This is a genomic window from Pseudomonas sp. Pseusp88 (assembly GCF_047303955.1).
Taxonomy (GTDB): domain Bacteria; phylum Pseudomonadota; class Gammaproteobacteria; order Pseudomonadales; family Pseudomonadaceae; genus Aquipseudomonas.
In genome coordinates this window covers 231546-246765 of sequence record NZ_JBGLYM010000001.1, presented here as the reverse complement: position 1 = coordinate 246765, position 15220 = coordinate 231546, and the positions used below count along the sequence as shown (strand labels likewise).

Below are 15220 nucleotides of genomic sequence, written 5' to 3'. Positions count from 1 at the left end.
TGCTGCCCGGCACATGACCTAGTTCCAGCCAACCCGATCCATCATGCGAATGGCCTCGGCCTGGCGCTTGCCAGCGACCTCTACCGGCAAGGCATCAGGCTTGAAGCTGCCCCAGCTCGCCACCTCTTCGGATGGCGCTACCGCCGGGTTGGCCGGGAACTCCTGATTGATGCCGGAGAAGATGGTTTGCGCTTCGGTGCCGGTCATCCATTCGACCAAAGCCTTGGCGGCTTCCGGGTGCGGTGCGTATTTGGTCAGGCCGATGCCCGACAGGTTGACGTGCACGCCACGGTCGTTCTGATTCGGCCAGAACAGTTTCACCGCCAGCTTGGGGTTCTGCTTGTGCAGGCGGCCGTAATAGTAGGTGTTGACGATGCCGACGTCGCATTGGCCGGCGTTGATCGCTTCGAGCACGGCGATGTCATCGGAGAATACGTCGGTGGACAGGTTGTTGACCCAACCCTTGAGGATCTTCTCCGAAGCTTCGGCGCCATGGGTCTCGATCAGCGTGGCGGTCAGGGACTGGTTGTAGACCTTCTTCGCCGTCCGCAGGCACAGGCGGCCTTCCCAGTTCTTGTCGGCCAGGGCTTCGTAGGTGGACAGTTCTTCCGGTTTGACCCGGTCGGTGGAGTAGGCAATGGTCCGGGCGCGCAGGCTCAGGCCGGTCCAGGCATGGGTGGACGAGCGGTACTGAGCGGGAATATTGGCATCGATCAGCGGCGTGGTGAAGGGCTGCAGAATACCCATCTGCTCAGCTTGCCAGAGGTTGCCGGCATCGACAGTCAGCAGCAGGTCGGCGGTGGCGTTCTGGCCCTCCGCCTTGATGCGCTGCATCAGCGGCGCTTCCTTGTCGGTGATGAACTTGACCTTGACCCCGGTCTTGGCGGTGTAAGCGTCGAATACCGGTTTGATCAGCTCGTCGATCCGCGATGAATACACCACCACTTCATCGGCGGCCTGGGCGCTGCCCAGCACGGTCAGTGTCAGGGCGGCGAGAAGAGCCTTGCTTGCCTTCATGGGAATGTCTCGTATGCGCAAAATGAGGCGAAATGGTAGTGAATCCCATTTGTCATCACAATCTAACAGAGGATGGAGGAGTTACTGGATGTTGCAGGCAGGAGGCGAGGAATTGATCCTGAACCTTTGTGGGAGCGGATTTATCCGCGAATAGGCCGGTGCATTCGACATTTTCGTATTGTCAGTGCTGCCGCCGTCGCGGATGAATCTGCTCCCACAATGTTTCCATTCCAGGATTTTCAGATGTTACAACCTCGCCAACTCCGGCAAATCCCCGGTCAGGCCCAGGGCCTGGCGGACGAACAGGGCCTTGGCTTCGGGCAGTTGATCGACCACTTTCAGGCCTGCGTTGCGCAGCCAGCGCAGGGGCAGGCGGTCGGTCTGGAACAGGCGCTCGAAACCTTCCATGGCCGCCATCAGCGCGAGATTGTGCGGCATGCGCCGACGTTCGAAGCGGCTGAGTACGCGCACGTCGGCCAGGCGCTCTTCGCGTTCGCTGGCGTGCAGCAGCACTTCGGCCAGGACCGCTGCGTCGAGGAAACCGAGGTTGACGCCCTGCCCGGCCAGCGGGTGAATGACGTGGGCGGCGTCGCCGATCAGCGCCAGGCCCTCGGCGACGTAGCGCTTGGCGTGGCGCTGACGCAGCGGCACGCACAGGCGCGGATCGGCGGCCAATACCGAGCCGAGGCGGCCTTCGAAAGCGCGCTCCAGCTCGCGGCAGAACATTTCGTCATCAAGCGCCATCAGGCGTTCGGCTTCACTCGGGGTCACCGACCAGACGATGGAGCACCAGTTTTCGCCCTCGCGCTGCAACGGTAGGAAGGCCAGCGGCCCGTCGTCGGTGAAGCGCTGCCAGGCAGTCTTGTGATGGCCGTCGACGGTGCGCACGCTGGTGACAATGGCGTGGTGCAGATAATCCCATTCACGGGTCGCCGTGCCGGTCAGGCGCCGTACCGCCGAGTTGGCGCCGTCGGCTGCGATCACCAGGGGCGCGCGCAGACGGCGGCCATCGGCCAGAGTCAGCAGCCAGTCGTCGCCGGAGCGGCGCATCTGCTCGAGACGAGCGTTGGCCAGCAGGCCGATATCACTGTCGTGCAGCTGTTCAAGCAGGGCGTCCTGCACCACCTTGTTCTCGACGATATGGCCAAGCACTTCGGCATGCACGCTGGACGCGGAAAAATGGATCTGCCCGGTGCCGCTGCCGTCCCAGACCTGCATCTCGCCATACGGGCTGATGCGGCGGGCAGCAATGCCGTCCCAGACGTTCAGGCGTTGCAGAATGCGCTGGCTGGCCGCTGACAAGGCGCTGACCCGCGGCTCGAACGCCGCCTTTGGGTCGAACGGCTTGACGCTCAGGGGGCCGCCGTCGAGCACGAGAATATCCAGGCCACTGCCACGTAACGCCAGGGCAAGGGCACTGCCGACCATTCCGGCCCCGACAATCAGCACATCTGCGCGGGTTTCCATGTGTTAAATCGCTCTTGCTTGCGGCGGCTGCCGGGTTTGGAAAAAGTCATGCATCTGGACGTGTCCCCAGGCCCATGGCCTGACGGGCGAACCAGCGCTTGGCCGGTGGCAGCAGGTCGAGACCGAGCAAGCCGAGATTGCGTCCGGTAGTTACCAACGGCTGGGTGCTGCCGAACAGGCGGGTTACCTTGTCGGAAAACCCCACGGTCAGCTGCTGATCAAGGCGTTGGCGTTCGCGGTAGGCCAGCAGGGTTGCCAGGTCCCCGGGCTGCTTGTCGCTGGTCAGCAAGGCGTCGGCCAACGCCTGGGTATCGCGCAGGGACAGGTTGAAGCCCTGCCCGGCAATCGGATGCAGGCTGTGGGCGGCGTTGCCGAGCACCACCAGATGCGAGCGCACCTGCTCGTCTGCTTCGATCAGGTTCAGCGGATAGACGTGGCGCACGCCAACTTGACGCAGGGTGCCGAGGCGGTAGCCAAAGGTGTTCTGCAATTCGTTGAGAAATGCGCGGTCATCCAGTTCGACCAGGCGCTGGGTGTCTTTGCCGGTGCGGGTCCAGACCAGGGCGCAGCGGTTTTCCGGCAATGGCAGCAGCGCCATCGGGCCTTCGTCGGTGAAACGCTCGAATGCCTGGCCCAGATGCGCCTCGCTGGGGGTGATATTGGCGATCAGCGCACTCTGGTTGTACGGCCGCTGACGCACGCCGATGCCCAGTTGCTCGCGCAGGCTGGAGCGGCCGCCGTCAGCCAGTACGGCCAGGTCGCACTGGATTTCGCTGTCATCATCCAGGGTCAGACGGTAGCCATCGGCTTCAGGCTGCATGCGCTTGACCTCGGCCGGCACGCGCCAGGTGACTACGTCCTTGTCCAGGCCCTGCCACAGGCATTGGCCGAGCCAGGCGTTTTCCACCACATAGCCCAGTGCCGGCACGCCCTCTTCCAGGGCGGACAGGCGGGTCGCGCCGAAACGGCCACGATCGGACACTTGAATATGCAGGATCGGCTCGGCGCGTCGGGCAATCTGCTGCCACAGGCCCAGGCGCTCGTAGATCTGCCGGGCACCGAAGGACAACGCCGAAGAACGTGCGTCGTAGCTTGGCTGATAACTGTCGCCGGGGGCGAATGGCTCGATCATGACGATCTTCCAGCCGCGCTCTTTAGCACCCGCCTGCAGGGCCAGGGCCAGGCTGGCGCCGACCAGGCCGCCACCGATAATTGCCAGATTGAAACGGCTCATGCTGCTTGACTACGGGCAGCGGCCATCAGGGCCTCGATGTCGGCGACGGTCTTGGGCACGCCGCCGGAAAGAATTTCACAGCCTTGTCGGGTCACTACGACGTCATCCTCGATTCGCACGCCAATTCCTCTCCATTTCTTCGCCACGTTCTGATTATCGGGCGAAATGTAGATTCCCGGTTCCACGGTCAGGGCCATGCCGACCTCCAGCACGCGCCACTCACCGCCGACCTTGTATTCACCGACGTCATGCACGTCCATGCCCAGCCAGTGCCCGGCGCGATGCATGTAGAACGCCTTGTATGCTTCGGTGGCGATCAGAGTATCAACCTCGCCCTGCAACAGCCCCAGTTCCACCAGCCCGCTGGTAATCACCCGCACGGTCGCTTCATGTGCCTGATTCCAGTGCTTGCCCGGACCAATGGCGGCAAAGGCTGCTTCCTGGGACGCCAGCACCAGCTCATAAATCGCCTTCTGTTCCGGCGAAAATCTGCCATTGACCGGAAAGGTCCGGGTGATATCACTGGCGTAGCAGTCGATCTCGCAACCGGCGTCGATCAGCACCAGATCACCATCCTTGAGCGGTGCGTCGTTTTCCTGGTAATGCAGGATGCAGCTATTGCGGCCCGAGGCGACGATAGAGCCGTAGGCCGGCATCTTCGCCCCGCCCTTGCGGAATTCGTAGTCCAGTTCGGCTTCCAGGCTGAATTCGTGCAACCCGGCGCGGCTGGCCTGCATCGCTCGAACGTGGGCGCGTGCGGAAATCTCGGCGGCTTCGCGCATGACCTTCACTTCTGCCGCCGATTTATACAGGCGCATATCGTGCAGCAGGTGATCCAGGGCAACGAATTCGTTCGGCGGCTGCGCGCCCAGATGTGCCTTGGATCGAATCACGTTGATCCAGTCCATCAGATGGCGATCGAACTCAGGATGGCTGCCCATGGCCGAGTACACCCGGTCACGGCCTTCGATCAGGCCCGGCAGGATGTCGTCGATATCGGTGATCGGGAAGGCATCGTCCGCGCCATAGTCGCGAATCGCCCCTTCCTGCCCGGCACGCAGGCCGTCCCACAATTCGCGCTCGGCATTTCGTTCGCGGCAGAACAGCACGTACTCGCCATATTCACGGCCGGGAATCAGTACCACCACGGCTTCCGGCTCGGGGAAGCCGCTGAGGTACTGGAAGTCGCTGTCCTGGCGGTAGACATGCTCGACGTCGCGGTTGCGAATGGCGACGGCGGCGGCGGGCAGGATGGCAATGCTGTTGGGTTCCATCTGCGCCATCAGGGCCTTGCGTCGACGGGCGTATTCCGACTTGGGGATATGGATCATGGGCAGGTGGTGTTCCTCTGTCGAACGAGCCGGTCAGAGCTGCACGCGCAGGCGCCGACCGGACTCGCGGGGATGGGCAATCAATGCAGCGAAGGCTTGGCCTCGGCAGGCGCAGGCTTGTTGCATTCGGTGAACAGCAGCAACGGCGCGACACGCAGGTATTCCATGACTTCCATGTAGTCGCTTTCGCCGTCTTCGGACTCTTCCAGAGCGTCCTGTACCTGGGCAATGGCGGCCAGGTCCTGAAGCACTTCGGTCGCTTCCAGGCTCAGGGTGCGGCCACCGGCGCTCATGCCGAAACCGGAGAGAAAGCCTTGGCACCATTGGCCCAGGGCGATGGCTCGCTCGGTGAGCGGATCATCATCGCCGGGCAGCAACAGCACCACGGTCATGTCGTCGCTGGTCAGCTCACCTTTTACCATCTCTTGCAGGCCGATCAGGGCCTGGCGCACGGTGTCTTCCGGCTCGGTTTCCAGCAGTACCGAAGCGTCGGCGAACCAACCCTCGTTATCGAAACCGGCACCGGCGCAACTGCGGCCGAGCAACAGGCCATGCAGCTCGGCGGGGGACACAGGATGACCGCTGTTATTAAGCAGGGTGGCGAAGGCGTTATACGGGGAATTCTGAGTGGGCATGGGCAGCTAGTCGCCAAAGGGCGCAATGTCTAGAATGAAGGTCTTGTATCGTAGGGTTACTGGACTATCCGCGCAACAAGATCACCAAAGCGGCGGTCAATGGTATTGGCGCAAAGCCAGCTCGTGCACCACTCATCAGAAAGTATTCAGTGGAAAACAATGGAAGACACCGACCTGCAAGCGCTGATGACCCGACTGGAGTTGTTGATCAATCGTGTCGAGCAACTAAAAAGCCAAAACGGACTCTTATTAGCTCAGGAAAAATCCTGGCGCGAGGAACGCGCTCACCTCATTGAAAAGAACGAAATCGCCCGGCAGAAGGTCGAGTCCATGATTTCGCGCCTCAAGGCCCTGGAGCAAGACTCATGAGTAATGGCAACAGCGTCACCGTTCAGATCCTCGACAAAGAATATTCGATCATTTGTCCGCAGGAAGAACGTACCAATCTGGTCACCGCCGCCCGTTACCTGGACGGCAAGATGCGCGAAATCCGCAGCAGCGGCAAAGTTATCGGCGCCGACCGCATCGCTGTCATGGCCGCGTTGAACATCACTCACGATCTGCTGCACAAGCAGAGCCTGCCTGACGTACAGGTCAGTGGCTCGACCCGTGAGCAGGTGCGCGACCTGGTCGAACGCATCGATCTGGCCCTGGCCACCGACGCTGAATCCAAGCCGGGAACACCCCAAAGCTGATTCTTGCGAGATGTTTCGGTATACTGGCGCCGCTCCCTGGAGTGCTTGCCAGTCGGTCATGTCCCTGAGCCGATACGCACAACCACGGGGGTTGCACGTTGGGGTCGGTGTGCATGTCCGCTTGACGGAAAGCCTTAAGACCTCCTGCAATCTCCACCTTGAACTTTCGGGTTCAAGGGCTACACCGACAGCGGTTCGTCGGGGAGTCTCACATTTATGTTCATTGCCTGCGTAGCGGGCGATGGGCAGCATGAAGTCATTGTCCTGATGGCTTTGTTCCCGGTTCGACCATCGATGGATCAGCCCGCATGACCGATGCCGCTCCGCTCTCGCGCCAGCAATTGCGTCGCCAGTTGCGCAAGGCGCGCCGCTCACTGAGCCCCAGTCAACAACGCCAGGCTGCTCGCGGGCTGTATCGCCAACTAGCCCAGCACCCGCTATTTCGTCGTGCCCGGCATGTCTCGCTGTACTTGCCGATGGACGGTGAAATTGACCCGCGCCTGCTACTGCGCGCTGCCCAGCGTCGGGGCAAGGCCACCTACCTGCCGGTGCTCAATGCCTGGCCGCGAACCAAGATGGTTTTCCAGCGGGTAAGGCCGGGGGAGAAATTCCGCCCCAATCGCTTTCACATCCCTGAGCCGCGGATCAATACGGGTCGGCAACGCAAGATCTGGGCGCTGGATCTGGTCCTGATGCCCCTGGTGGGCTTCGATGACGAGGGCGGGCGACTGGGGATGGGCGGCGGCTTCTATGACCGCAGCCTGGCGTACCGGGCGCGGCGCAAGACCTGGAAAAAACCGACGCTGCTGGGGTTGGCCCATGAATGCCAGAAAGTCCAGCGACTGGCCCAGGCCAGCTGGGATGTGCCGCTGGCAGGGACAGTGTCGGATAAGCGCTGGTATCTGGTGTAAGCCGGCAGGAGCGAGCGATGCGGCGTTAGTGTTTACCGGGTTTTTTCTGCTGCTGGGTGATTTCCATAGGGGTCGCATCTGACTTGTTGGCCCACAGGCTTTGGGCATAGCCCGTCGTCACGATGCCCAAGCCGAACAAAATGACCAGAATCCACAGTAAATCCGGCTTGCGTTTCATTGATTGCCCCCCTTCGGCAAATCAATACGATGTCAGCATCGGTTTTTATATAGGCCGCGCAACAGCGTGAAGCTTAAAATGGCGGCATTCTCCGACAACATGACGCAGTTCGCAAATACTGGCGTCAGCCGACTGTCGGTTTATCATCAAACTGTCCAACAACCTGCCCATTCCCCTGCTTGAGGAGTCTCGATGATGGCTTATTGGCTGATGAAATCCGAACCCGATGAGTTGTCGATCAGTGACCTGCAAGGCCTGGGCAAGGCCCGCTGGGACGGGGTGCGCAACTATCAGGCGCGCAATTTCCTGCGCGCGATGGCGGTGGGGGATGAGTTTTTCTTTTATCACTCCAGCTGCCCGGAGCCGGGTATCGCCGGAGTCGCCCGCATCAGCACGGCGGCTTATCCGGACCCGACGGCGCTGGACCCGCAAAGTCACTACTTCGATGCCAAGGCCAGCGCCGAAAAGAACCCGTGGAGTGCCGTCGAGGTGGAATTCGTCGAAGCGTTCCCGAAAGTCATGGCTCTGGGCTATCTGAAGCTGCAAAGCGCGCTGGAGCAACTGCCCCTTGTGCAAAAGGGCAGCCGTTTGTCAGTGATGCCGGTCACCGCCGAGCAATGGGCGGCGATCCTGGCGCTGCGCTGAACGCGCTTACTGAACGATCAGGTTGTTGAACAGCAGGTCTTCGACGATAGGCTTGCCCTCTTCGTCAGTCATCACCTGTTGCACCTGTTTAAGGGCTTCCTGACGCAGTTTTTCCTTGGCGTCGGCGCTGCTCATGCTGTCGACGGTCTGCTGCGAGAACAGCGCGACCAACTGGTTGCGGATCAGCGGGTCATTGCGCTTTACCGCAGTTTGCGCGTCAGCCCCGGTCACGCGCAGGGCGATGTCGGCCTTGTACACGCGCAGCTTGGGGCCGCCATCCAGCGCATAGTTGCCCACGAACGGAGGGGTCAGGGACACATAGATAGCCTTGGGCGCGCCTTCCTCCTTGGCTTCTTCGTTAGCCAGAGCAGGCAGTGAGAAGGCCACCATCATCATCAGAATCCACGCTTTCACAGTCCACTCCTCAATACTATTTGTTGGCTAGCATACGTCAGCTTATAGAAAGCCATCATGGCCGGGCATGCTGATTGACCGAAAAAACCCGCCACCTACACTTATCGGCCATCACCGCGAAAGGAATAGCCCCGATGAAAGCCGTGCTGTGCAAAGCTTTCGGCCCTGCCGAAAATCTGGTGCTCGAAGAAGTGGCCAGTCCTGAAGCCAAGAAGAACGAGATCCTGTTGAACGTTCATGCCGCCGGGGTCAACTTTCCCGACACTCTGATCATCGAAGGTAAATACCAGTTCAAGCCCCCCTTCCCGTTCTCGCCGGGTGGTGAGGCGGCGGGCGTCGTGGCTGCGGTGGGCGAAAAGATCAGCCATCTGAAGGTCGGTGACCGGGTCATGGCTCTGACCGGCTGGGGCAGCTTCGCCGAGCAGATCGCGGTGCCGGGCTACAACGTCCTGCCGATGCCCGCGACGATGGACTTCACCACCGCCGCCGCCTTCAGCATGACCTATGGCACCTCCATGCACGCCCTCAAGCAGCGCGCACAGCTGCAACCCGGTGAAACCCTGCTGGTCCTTGGCGCTTCCGGTGGCGTCGGCCTGGCCGCCGTGGAGATTGGCAAGGCCATGGGTGCTCGGGTCATCGCCGCCGCCAGCTCCGCAGAAAAGCTGGAAGTGGCGAAGAATGCCGGTGCCGACGAGTTGATCAACTACAGCGAAAGCAACCTCAAGGAAGAGCTCAAGCGCCTGACCCAGGGCAATGGCGTCGACGTCATCTACGACCCGGTCGGCGGCGACCTCTTCGACCAGGCCATCCGTTCCATCGCCTGGAATGGGCGGCTGCTGGTGGTGGGCTTTGCCAGCGGGCGCATCCCTGAGTTGCCGGTCAACCTGGCTTTGCTCAAGGGCGCGGCGGTGCTGGGCGTATTCTGGGGCTCCTTTGCCCAGCGTCAGCCCCAGGACAATGCGGCAAACTTTCAGCAGCTGTTTGCCTGGTATGCCGAGGGCAAATTGAAACCTCTGGTGTCGCAGGTCTATCCGCTGGAAAAGGCAGGCGAAGCGATTGATTCGTTGGTCAGCCGCAAGGCGGTTGGCAAAGTGGTGGTTGCGGTTCGTTGAGTCTTACGGTTGCCCCGTTTTCAAGCGGGGCAGACTGTCTCGTTACACTTGCTAACAATGTTCATAAGTGAACATGCCAATTCAGACATTTCCTACGAATTACTAGACGAGAAACACTCCTTTTTTCTGTAACGAAAATGTAACATTCACTTTCGCGCTGAAAAAAACAAAAAATGGAGATTCTCGATGTTTGCTTTTTTTCGTCCTGCTCCTCACCGGGCGCCCTTGCCCGAAGAAAAGATCGATAGCACTTACCGCCGCCTTCGCTGGCAGATTTTCGCAGGCATTTTCTTCGGTTATGCCGGGTACTACCTGCTGCGCAAGAACTTCTCCCTGGCCATGCCGTACCTGATCGACGAGGGTTACACCCGAGGACAGTTGGGTGTGGCCATGTCGGCCATTGCGATTGCCTATGGCTTGTCGAAATTCCTCATGGGCATTGTTTCTGACCGGTCCAATCCGCGCTATTTCCTGGCGTTCGGACTGTTGGTGTCGGCGGCGGTGATGTTCGTGTTCGGCTTCGTGCCTTGGGCCACTTCCAGTGTCGCGATCATGTTTATCCTGCTGTTTATCAACGGCTGGGCCCAAGGTATGGGCTGGCCACCGAGCGGGCGGACCATGGTGCACTGGTGGTCGCAGAAAGAGCGCGGCGGCGTGGTGTCGGTGTGGAACGTGGCGCACAACGTCGGGGGTGGTCTGATTGGTCCGCTGTTCCTGCTGGGCATGGGCTGGACCAATGATTGGCACGCGGCATTCTATGTCCCCGCCGCCGTGGCGCTGCTGGTTGCGCTGTTCGCCTTCGCGACCATGCGTGACACTCCGCAATCGGTAGGCTTGCCGCCCATCGAGCACTACAAGAATGACTATCCAGAAGGCTACGACGAGAGCCACGAAGAGGAGTTCAGCGCCAAGGAAATCTTCGTCAAATACGTGCTGCGCAACAAAATGCTCTGGTACATCGCCATGGCCAACGTTTTCGTTTACCTGCTGCGTTATGGCGTGCTGGATTGGGCGCCGACCTACCTGAAAGAAGCCAAGCACTTCACGGTCGACAAGACTTCCTGGGCCTACTTCTTCTACGAGTGGGCGGGTATTCCCGGCACGCTGCTGTGCGGCTGGATGTCCGACAAGCTGTTCCGGGGCAATCGCGGGCTGACCGGCGTGGTATTCATGGTCATGGTGACCATTGCCACCCTGGTGTACTGGCTCAATCCGCCGGGCAACCCGACCATCGACATGATCGCGCTGATCTCCATCGGCTTCCTGATCTACGGCCCGGTCATGCTGATCGGCTTGCAGGCACTGGAGCTGGCGCCGAAGAAAGCGGCAGGTACGGCTGCCGGGTTTACCGGTCTGTTCGGTTATCTGGGCGGTTCGGTCGCGGCCAGTGCCGCGATGGGCTACACGGTGGATCACTTCGGCTGGGACGGTGGTTTTGTCCTGCTGCTGATTGCCTGTGTACTGTCGATTGTCTTCCTGCTGCCCACGCTTTGGCATAAGCAGGTCGCGAGTGTGAGTCGCAAGTAACACATGGCTGAAGTATGGCTGGCCTTTGTGGGACCGGCTTTAGCCGGGAAGACCGTATGGCAGACGATAGAAATGTATCGATCATGCCGTCGCATTCCCGGCTAAGCCGGTCCCATATGAGGTTCTGTGTTTGCATTACACCGTCTGGCAATCAACCCGGCAGCGCTTGAGCCGGGCTTCCAGATTCAGATCCGGCATGGCGTGGCTGCGCAGAGCGCTGGCGGTCTGTTCGACGTAGTCGCGAGTGGTGCCGTAACGGCCACTGGCACTGGCCAGCACCTGACTGAGTACGCTGTCGGGCAGGTTGCCAGCATAGCTGGGCAGGTGCCGTTCCAGAACAAAGCCCAATGCCTGAACACGGCGGCCGTCTTCCAGGCGGCAGCTGAGCCAGTGCGGGCGATAGGATGGATAGGGCATTTCCCGTTGCCACAGCGCGAGCAGCGACTCCTTGAGGTTTTCTTCCGGCAGGCGGTAAGCGAAGCCGCTGCATGAGCCGCCCCGATCAAGGCCGAAGACCAGCCCCGGTTGTTCCGGCGTGCCGCGATGTTCGTGGGACCACAGGTACAGACCGCGATGGTAGCCGTGCACGCGACCGCGTTGGCGCTCTACGGCAGAGCACTCGGGGCGCCAGATCAGTGAGCCGTAGGCGAACAGCCAGACCGGGCCACCATGATGGCGCTGCAGGGTGGTTTCCATCGAATGGATCAATTGCTCGTGGGTCAGCTGCGGGCCGAGGTCGATGACCGGCGGATAAGTCAAACCCAGGCCGTCGTGCACAGCCGTTGCCAAGCTATTGATTTGGTTATTCATTGGGCTCCTCCTGATCAAGCGTGACCAGTTGTAGCGTTCCATGCGCTAGAAAAACGGGCGTTGCGGCAGCCAGGAAGTTTGCTGGCTATGTGACTATCAGACAGCCTCAAAAAGCCATCAGTCACGCTTTGACGCTGAATCGATTCAAAAATGCATGATGCAATTAGTAATCCAGTAAATCTCCCGCTTGGCGCAAATTTGGGAAATTTCCTACGCATTTAGATGAGTTGTCAGCTTTCGAGTTAATAAACGGTTTGTTTATAAAGCCGCCCTTTTGCAATCGATATGCGGGGTGGAGAGATGAAAGCTGTGCTCGTTGTGGCACTGATACTGTTATGTGGTGTGGCGCAGAAGGCCCATGCCAACAAAGACAGCGCGTTCTGGCAGGTGCAGACCAGCGTTTATACCCGTCATTTCAGCCCTGATTCCGAACACAACAATCGACAGAACCTGATCGGCCTGGAACGCAACGAGGCATCGGGTTTACTGTATGGCGCGGCGACCTTCCGCAACTCGTTCGATCAGCGCTCGTTCTACGCCTACGGCGGCATGCGCTTCGACAGCGCTGGTTATCCGGTTTACCTGAAGGTCAGTGGCGGCTTGCTGCACGGCTATAAAGGCAAGCATCGCGACAAGATACCCTTGAACCGCCTTGGCGTGGCGCCGGTAGTGATTCCGGCGTTGGGCTTGACGCTGGGCCCCGTCACGGCAGAAGCGGCGCTGTTGGGTACTTCTGCCGCGATCATCAACCTGGGTCTGCGTTTCTAGAGGTGCTTAGCCGCGTGGTGCATAGGCGAACACATCAGCGCGCATCTGGTGCGCATCCATGCCCGCTGCCACCAGCGCGTCGAGGGTGGCGTAGATCATCGCCGGTGAGCCGCTGCCATAGACGTGGACCCCGGACAGATCGGCCAGGTCTTCGCAGACGGCCTCGTGAAGCATGCCGCAGCGCCCTTCCCAGCCGCACAGGTCGCTGACGATTTTGTGCAGGTAAAGATTGGGCAGGGTTTTCCATTCGTCCCAGTGACGGATCTCGTAGAAATCCTCCGGGCGACGAACACCCCAGTACAAATGTACCGGATGCTTGAAGCCCTTGGCGCGGCAGTGTTCGATCAGGCTGTGCATCTGCGCCATGCCGGTTCCGGCGGCGATCAGCACCAGCGGCCCGTCGGGCAACTCGGCCAGATGGGTGTCGCCGAAGGGCAGATCGACCTTGGCGATACCGGTGCGCTGCAGCTGTTCGATCAGGCTCTGGGCGCTGGCTTCGCGCACCAGTACGTGCATTTCCAGGTCGCGACCGCTGTGAGGTGCACTGGCCAGGGAGAACGCTGACTTCTCGCCGTTCTCGCGATGGATCATCAGGTACTGGCCGGCGTGATAGCGCGGTGCCTTGCCCGCGGGCGCACGCAGTCCGACGCGCCAGACGTCGCCGCCGACCTCCAGGCACTCGCTCACCTGGCAGGCAAAGGTGCGCACGGGCAGTTCGCCCGGCGCAAGAATGCCGTCCCACAGCAGCTCACAATCTTGCAGCGGCTCGGAGACGCAGGTGTAGATCTCGCCATGGGTAAGCGTCTCGCCGTTCTGGCTGACCTGGCCCGAGACCAGCAGTGCCGCGCAGACATGGCAATTGCCATTGCGACAGCTCTGTGGGCATTCGTAGCCCAGACGCTGGGCGGCATCGAGAATCCGCTCACCCGGCAAGGTTTCCAGCACTGCGCCCGATGGCTGCAAGGTTACGCGCATCAATCTATTCCCAACTGATTCCAGATGTCGTCGATCCGGCGGGTTACGGCCTCGTCCTTGACGATAGCCCGACCCCATTCGCGAGTCGTTTCACCCGGCCATTTATGCGTTGCGTCCAGCCCCATCTTCGACCCCAGCCCCGATACCGGGGACGCGAAGTCCAGGTAGTCGATGGGCGTGTTATCGATCATCACCGTATCGCGCTTGGGGTCCATGCGTGTGGTGATGGCCCAGATGACGTCGTTCCAGTCCCGGGCATTGATGTCGTCGTCGGTGACAATAACGAACTTGGTGTACATGAACTGTCGCAAAAACGACCACACACCCAGCATCACACGCTTGGCGTGACCGGGGTACTGCTTCTTCATGGTCACGACGGCCATGCGGTAGGAGCAGCCTTCGGGCGGCAGGTAGAAGTCAGTGATCTCCGGAAACTGCTTTTGCAGGATCGGCACGAACACTTCGTTCAGCGCTACCCCGAGAATCGCCGGCTCATCCGGCGGCCGACCGGTGTAGGTGCTGTGGTAGATCGGCTTGATGCGATGAGTGATGCGCTGCACGGTGAACACCGGGAAGCTGTCGACTTCGTTGTAATAGCCGGTGTGGTCGCCGTACGGACCTTCGTCGGCCATTTCGCCGGGATAAATCACACCTTCCAGGACGATTTCGGCACTGGCCGGAACCTGCAGGTCGTTGCCACGGCATTTGATCAGTTCGGTGCGATTACCCCGCAGCAGCCCGGCGAAAGCGTATTCGGAGAGGCTGTCCGGCACTGGCGTCACAGCGCCGAGAATGGTCGCCGGGTCAGCGCCCAGTGCCACGGCCACCGGGAATGGCTGGCCAGGATGCTTGTCCTTCCATTCCTTGAAGTCCAGCGCGCCGCCGCGATGGCTGAGCCAACGCATGATGACCTTGTTGCGGCCGATGACCTGCTGGCGATAGATGCCCAGGTTCTGCCGTTCCTTGTTCGGCCCGCGAGTGACGGTCAGGCCCCAGGTGATCAGCGGGCCGACATCACCAGGCCAGCAAGTCTGCACCGGCAGCATGCCCAGGTCGACGTCGTCGCCTTCGATGACGATTTCCTGGCAAGGCGCGTCCTTGACCACTTTCGGGGCCATGGCGATGACTTTCTTGAAAATCGGCAGCTTGGACCAGGCGTCCTTCAAGCCCTTGGGCGGTTCGGGCTCCTTGAGAAAGGCCAGCAGCTTGCCGATCTCGCGCAGTTCGTCGGTCGACTCGGCGCCCATGCCCATGGCCACGCGCTCGGGGGTGCCGAACAGGTTGCCGAGTACAGGGATGTCGAAGCCTGTGGGGTTTTCAAAGAGCAGTGCCGGGCCCTTGGCGCGCAGGGTCCGGTCACAGACTTCGGTCATTTCCAGCACAGGGGAAATGGGCATTTGGATGCGTTTCAGCTCTCCGCGCTGCTCTAGCTGCTGCACGAAATCGCGTAGGTCGTTGAATTTCATTAACCCGGCCACTCATAAAATAGACGCACATCCTA

At 60.6% G+C, this 15220-nt stretch carries 17 protein-coding genes and 1 other RNA gene; 8 read left to right on the top strand and 10 right to left on the bottom strand.

All coding sequences use genetic code 11. From position 1 onward, the window contains the following. Positions 1 to 18: 18 nt before the first annotated feature. The 5 genes from ACCD02_RS01195 to ACCD02_RS01175 form a co-directional block, all read right to left on the bottom strand. The gene (locus tag ACCD02_RS01195) at positions 19 to 1017 is read right to left on the bottom strand and encodes an extracellular solute-binding protein (RefSeq protein ID WP_413298112.1); all 999 of its coding nucleotides are present in this window, start codon (positions 1015 to 1017) and stop codon (positions 19 to 21) included. Positions 1018 to 1263: 246 nt separating this feature from the next. Then, positions 1264 to 2484: a 2-octaprenyl-3-methyl-6-methoxy-1,4-benzoquinol hydroxylase gene (locus ACCD02_RS01190; RefSeq protein ID WP_413298111.1), complete on the bottom strand. Its 1221-nt coding sequence runs from the start codon at positions 2482 to 2484 to the stop codon at positions 1264 to 1266. A 46-nt stretch (positions 2485 to 2530) separates the two neighbouring features. Beyond that, positions 2531 to 3718: a 2-octaprenyl-6-methoxyphenyl hydroxylase gene (gene ubiH / locus ACCD02_RS01185; RefSeq protein WP_413298110.1), complete on the bottom strand. Its 1188-nt coding sequence runs from the start codon at positions 3716 to 3718 to the stop codon at positions 2531 to 2533. After that, positions 3715 to 5049, bottom strand: a complete 1335-nt coding sequence (gene pepP, locus ACCD02_RS01180) for a Xaa-Pro aminopeptidase (protein WP_413298109.1) — start codon at positions 5047 to 5049, stop codon at positions 3715 to 3717. Before pepP ends, ubiH begins: the two co-directional genes overlap by 4 nt. Before the next feature lie 80 nt (positions 5050 to 5129). Continuing rightward, entirely contained in the window at positions 5130 to 5684 is a 555-nt protein-coding gene (locus ACCD02_RS01175; protein ID WP_413298108.1) for a YecA family protein, read from the bottom strand. Positions 5685 to 5843: 159 nt separating this feature from the next. On the opposite strand from ACCD02_RS01175, the gene ACCD02_RS01170 reads away from it, so the two are divergent. From ACCD02_RS01170 to ACCD02_RS01155, 4 genes are all read left to right on the top strand, one after another. After that, positions 5844 to 6053 carry a TIGR02449 family protein gene (locus tag ACCD02_RS01170; protein WP_259101194.1) on the top strand — a complete coding sequence of 70 codons (210 nt, stop codon included), beginning with the start codon at positions 5844 to 5846 and terminating at the stop codon, positions 6051 to 6053. Then, a complete protein-coding gene (locus tag ACCD02_RS01165) occupies positions 6050 to 6379 on the top strand; it encodes a cell division protein ZapA (RefSeq protein WP_413298107.1) in 330 nt (109 codons plus the stop codon). The genes ACCD02_RS01170 and ACCD02_RS01165 overlap by 4 nt, the downstream gene beginning before the upstream one ends. Positions 6380 to 6409: 30 nt before the next feature. After that, positions 6410 to 6588: non-coding RNA, 6S RNA (ssrS, locus tag ACCD02_RS01160), on the top strand. A 99-nt stretch (positions 6589 to 6687) separates the two neighbouring features. Then, complete coding sequence (locus ACCD02_RS01155; RefSeq protein ID WP_413298106.1) at positions 6688 to 7290, top strand: 5-formyltetrahydrofolate cyclo-ligase; 603 nt, start codon at positions 6688 to 6690, stop codon at positions 7288 to 7290. Between the two features lie 25 nt (positions 7291 to 7315). Here ACCD02_RS01155 and ACCD02_RS01150 read toward each other — a convergent pair whose 3' ends face one another. After that, the gene (locus ACCD02_RS01150) at positions 7316 to 7468 is read right to left on the bottom strand and encodes a hypothetical protein (RefSeq protein ID WP_413298105.1); all 153 of its coding nucleotides are present in this window, start codon (positions 7466 to 7468) and stop codon (positions 7316 to 7318) included. Between the two features lie 192 nt (positions 7469 to 7660). On the opposite strand from ACCD02_RS01150, the gene ACCD02_RS01145 reads away from it, so the two are divergent. Beyond that, on the top strand, positions 7661 to 8113 hold the full coding sequence (locus ACCD02_RS01145; protein WP_413298104.1) for an EVE domain-containing protein: 453 nt from the start codon (positions 7661 to 7663) through the stop codon (positions 8111 to 8113). Positions 8114 to 8119: 6 nt separating this feature from the next. Here ACCD02_RS01145 and ACCD02_RS01140 read toward each other — a convergent pair whose 3' ends face one another. Then, positions 8120 to 8527: a flagellar basal body-associated protein FliL gene (locus tag ACCD02_RS01140; protein WP_413298103.1), complete on the bottom strand. Its 408-nt coding sequence runs from the start codon at positions 8525 to 8527 to the stop codon at positions 8120 to 8122. 134 nt (positions 8528 to 8661) lie between these two features. Here ACCD02_RS01140 and ACCD02_RS01135 point away from each other — a divergent pair, with 134 nt between their 5' ends. Together ACCD02_RS01135 and glpT are read left to right on the top strand one after the other, a co-directional pair. Next, entirely contained in the window at positions 8662 to 9639 is a 978-nt protein-coding gene (locus tag ACCD02_RS01135; RefSeq protein ID WP_413298102.1) for an NADPH:quinone oxidoreductase family protein, read from the top strand. 186 nt (positions 9640 to 9825) lie between these two features. Further along, on the top strand, positions 9826 to 11166 hold the full coding sequence (gene glpT, locus ACCD02_RS01130) for a glycerol-3-phosphate transporter (RefSeq protein WP_413298101.1): 1341 nt from the start codon (positions 9826 to 9828) through the stop codon (positions 11164 to 11166). A 135-nt stretch (positions 11167 to 11301) separates the two neighbouring features. Here glpT and ACCD02_RS01125 read toward each other — a convergent pair whose 3' ends face one another. Next, positions 11302 to 11976 (bottom strand): gamma-glutamylcyclotransferase, encoded by a 675-nt coding sequence (locus ACCD02_RS01125; RefSeq protein WP_413298100.1) that lies wholly within the window; start codon positions 11974 to 11976, stop codon positions 11302 to 11304. A gap of 285 nt (positions 11977 to 12261) precedes the next feature. On the opposite strand from ACCD02_RS01125, the gene ACCD02_RS01120 reads away from it, so the two are divergent. Then, on the top strand, positions 12262 to 12744 hold the full coding sequence (locus tag ACCD02_RS01120) for a sn-glycerol-3-phosphate transporter (protein ID WP_413298099.1): 483 nt from the start codon (positions 12262 to 12264) through the stop codon (positions 12742 to 12744). 6 nt (positions 12745 to 12750) lie between these two features. Here ACCD02_RS01120 and ACCD02_RS01115 read toward each other — a convergent pair whose 3' ends face one another. Beyond that, on the bottom strand, positions 12751 to 13719 hold the full coding sequence (locus tag ACCD02_RS01115) for a CDP-6-deoxy-delta-3,4-glucoseen reductase (protein ID WP_413298098.1): 969 nt from the start codon (positions 13717 to 13719) through the stop codon (positions 12751 to 12753). Continuing rightward, positions 13719 to 15185: a 4-hydroxy-3-polyprenylbenzoate decarboxylase gene (gene ubiD, locus ACCD02_RS01110; protein ID WP_413298097.1), complete on the bottom strand. Its 1467-nt coding sequence runs from the start codon at positions 15183 to 15185 to the stop codon at positions 13719 to 13721. Before ubiD ends, ACCD02_RS01115 begins: the two co-directional genes overlap by 1 nt. Between the last annotated feature and the right edge of the window lie 35 nt (positions 15186 to 15220).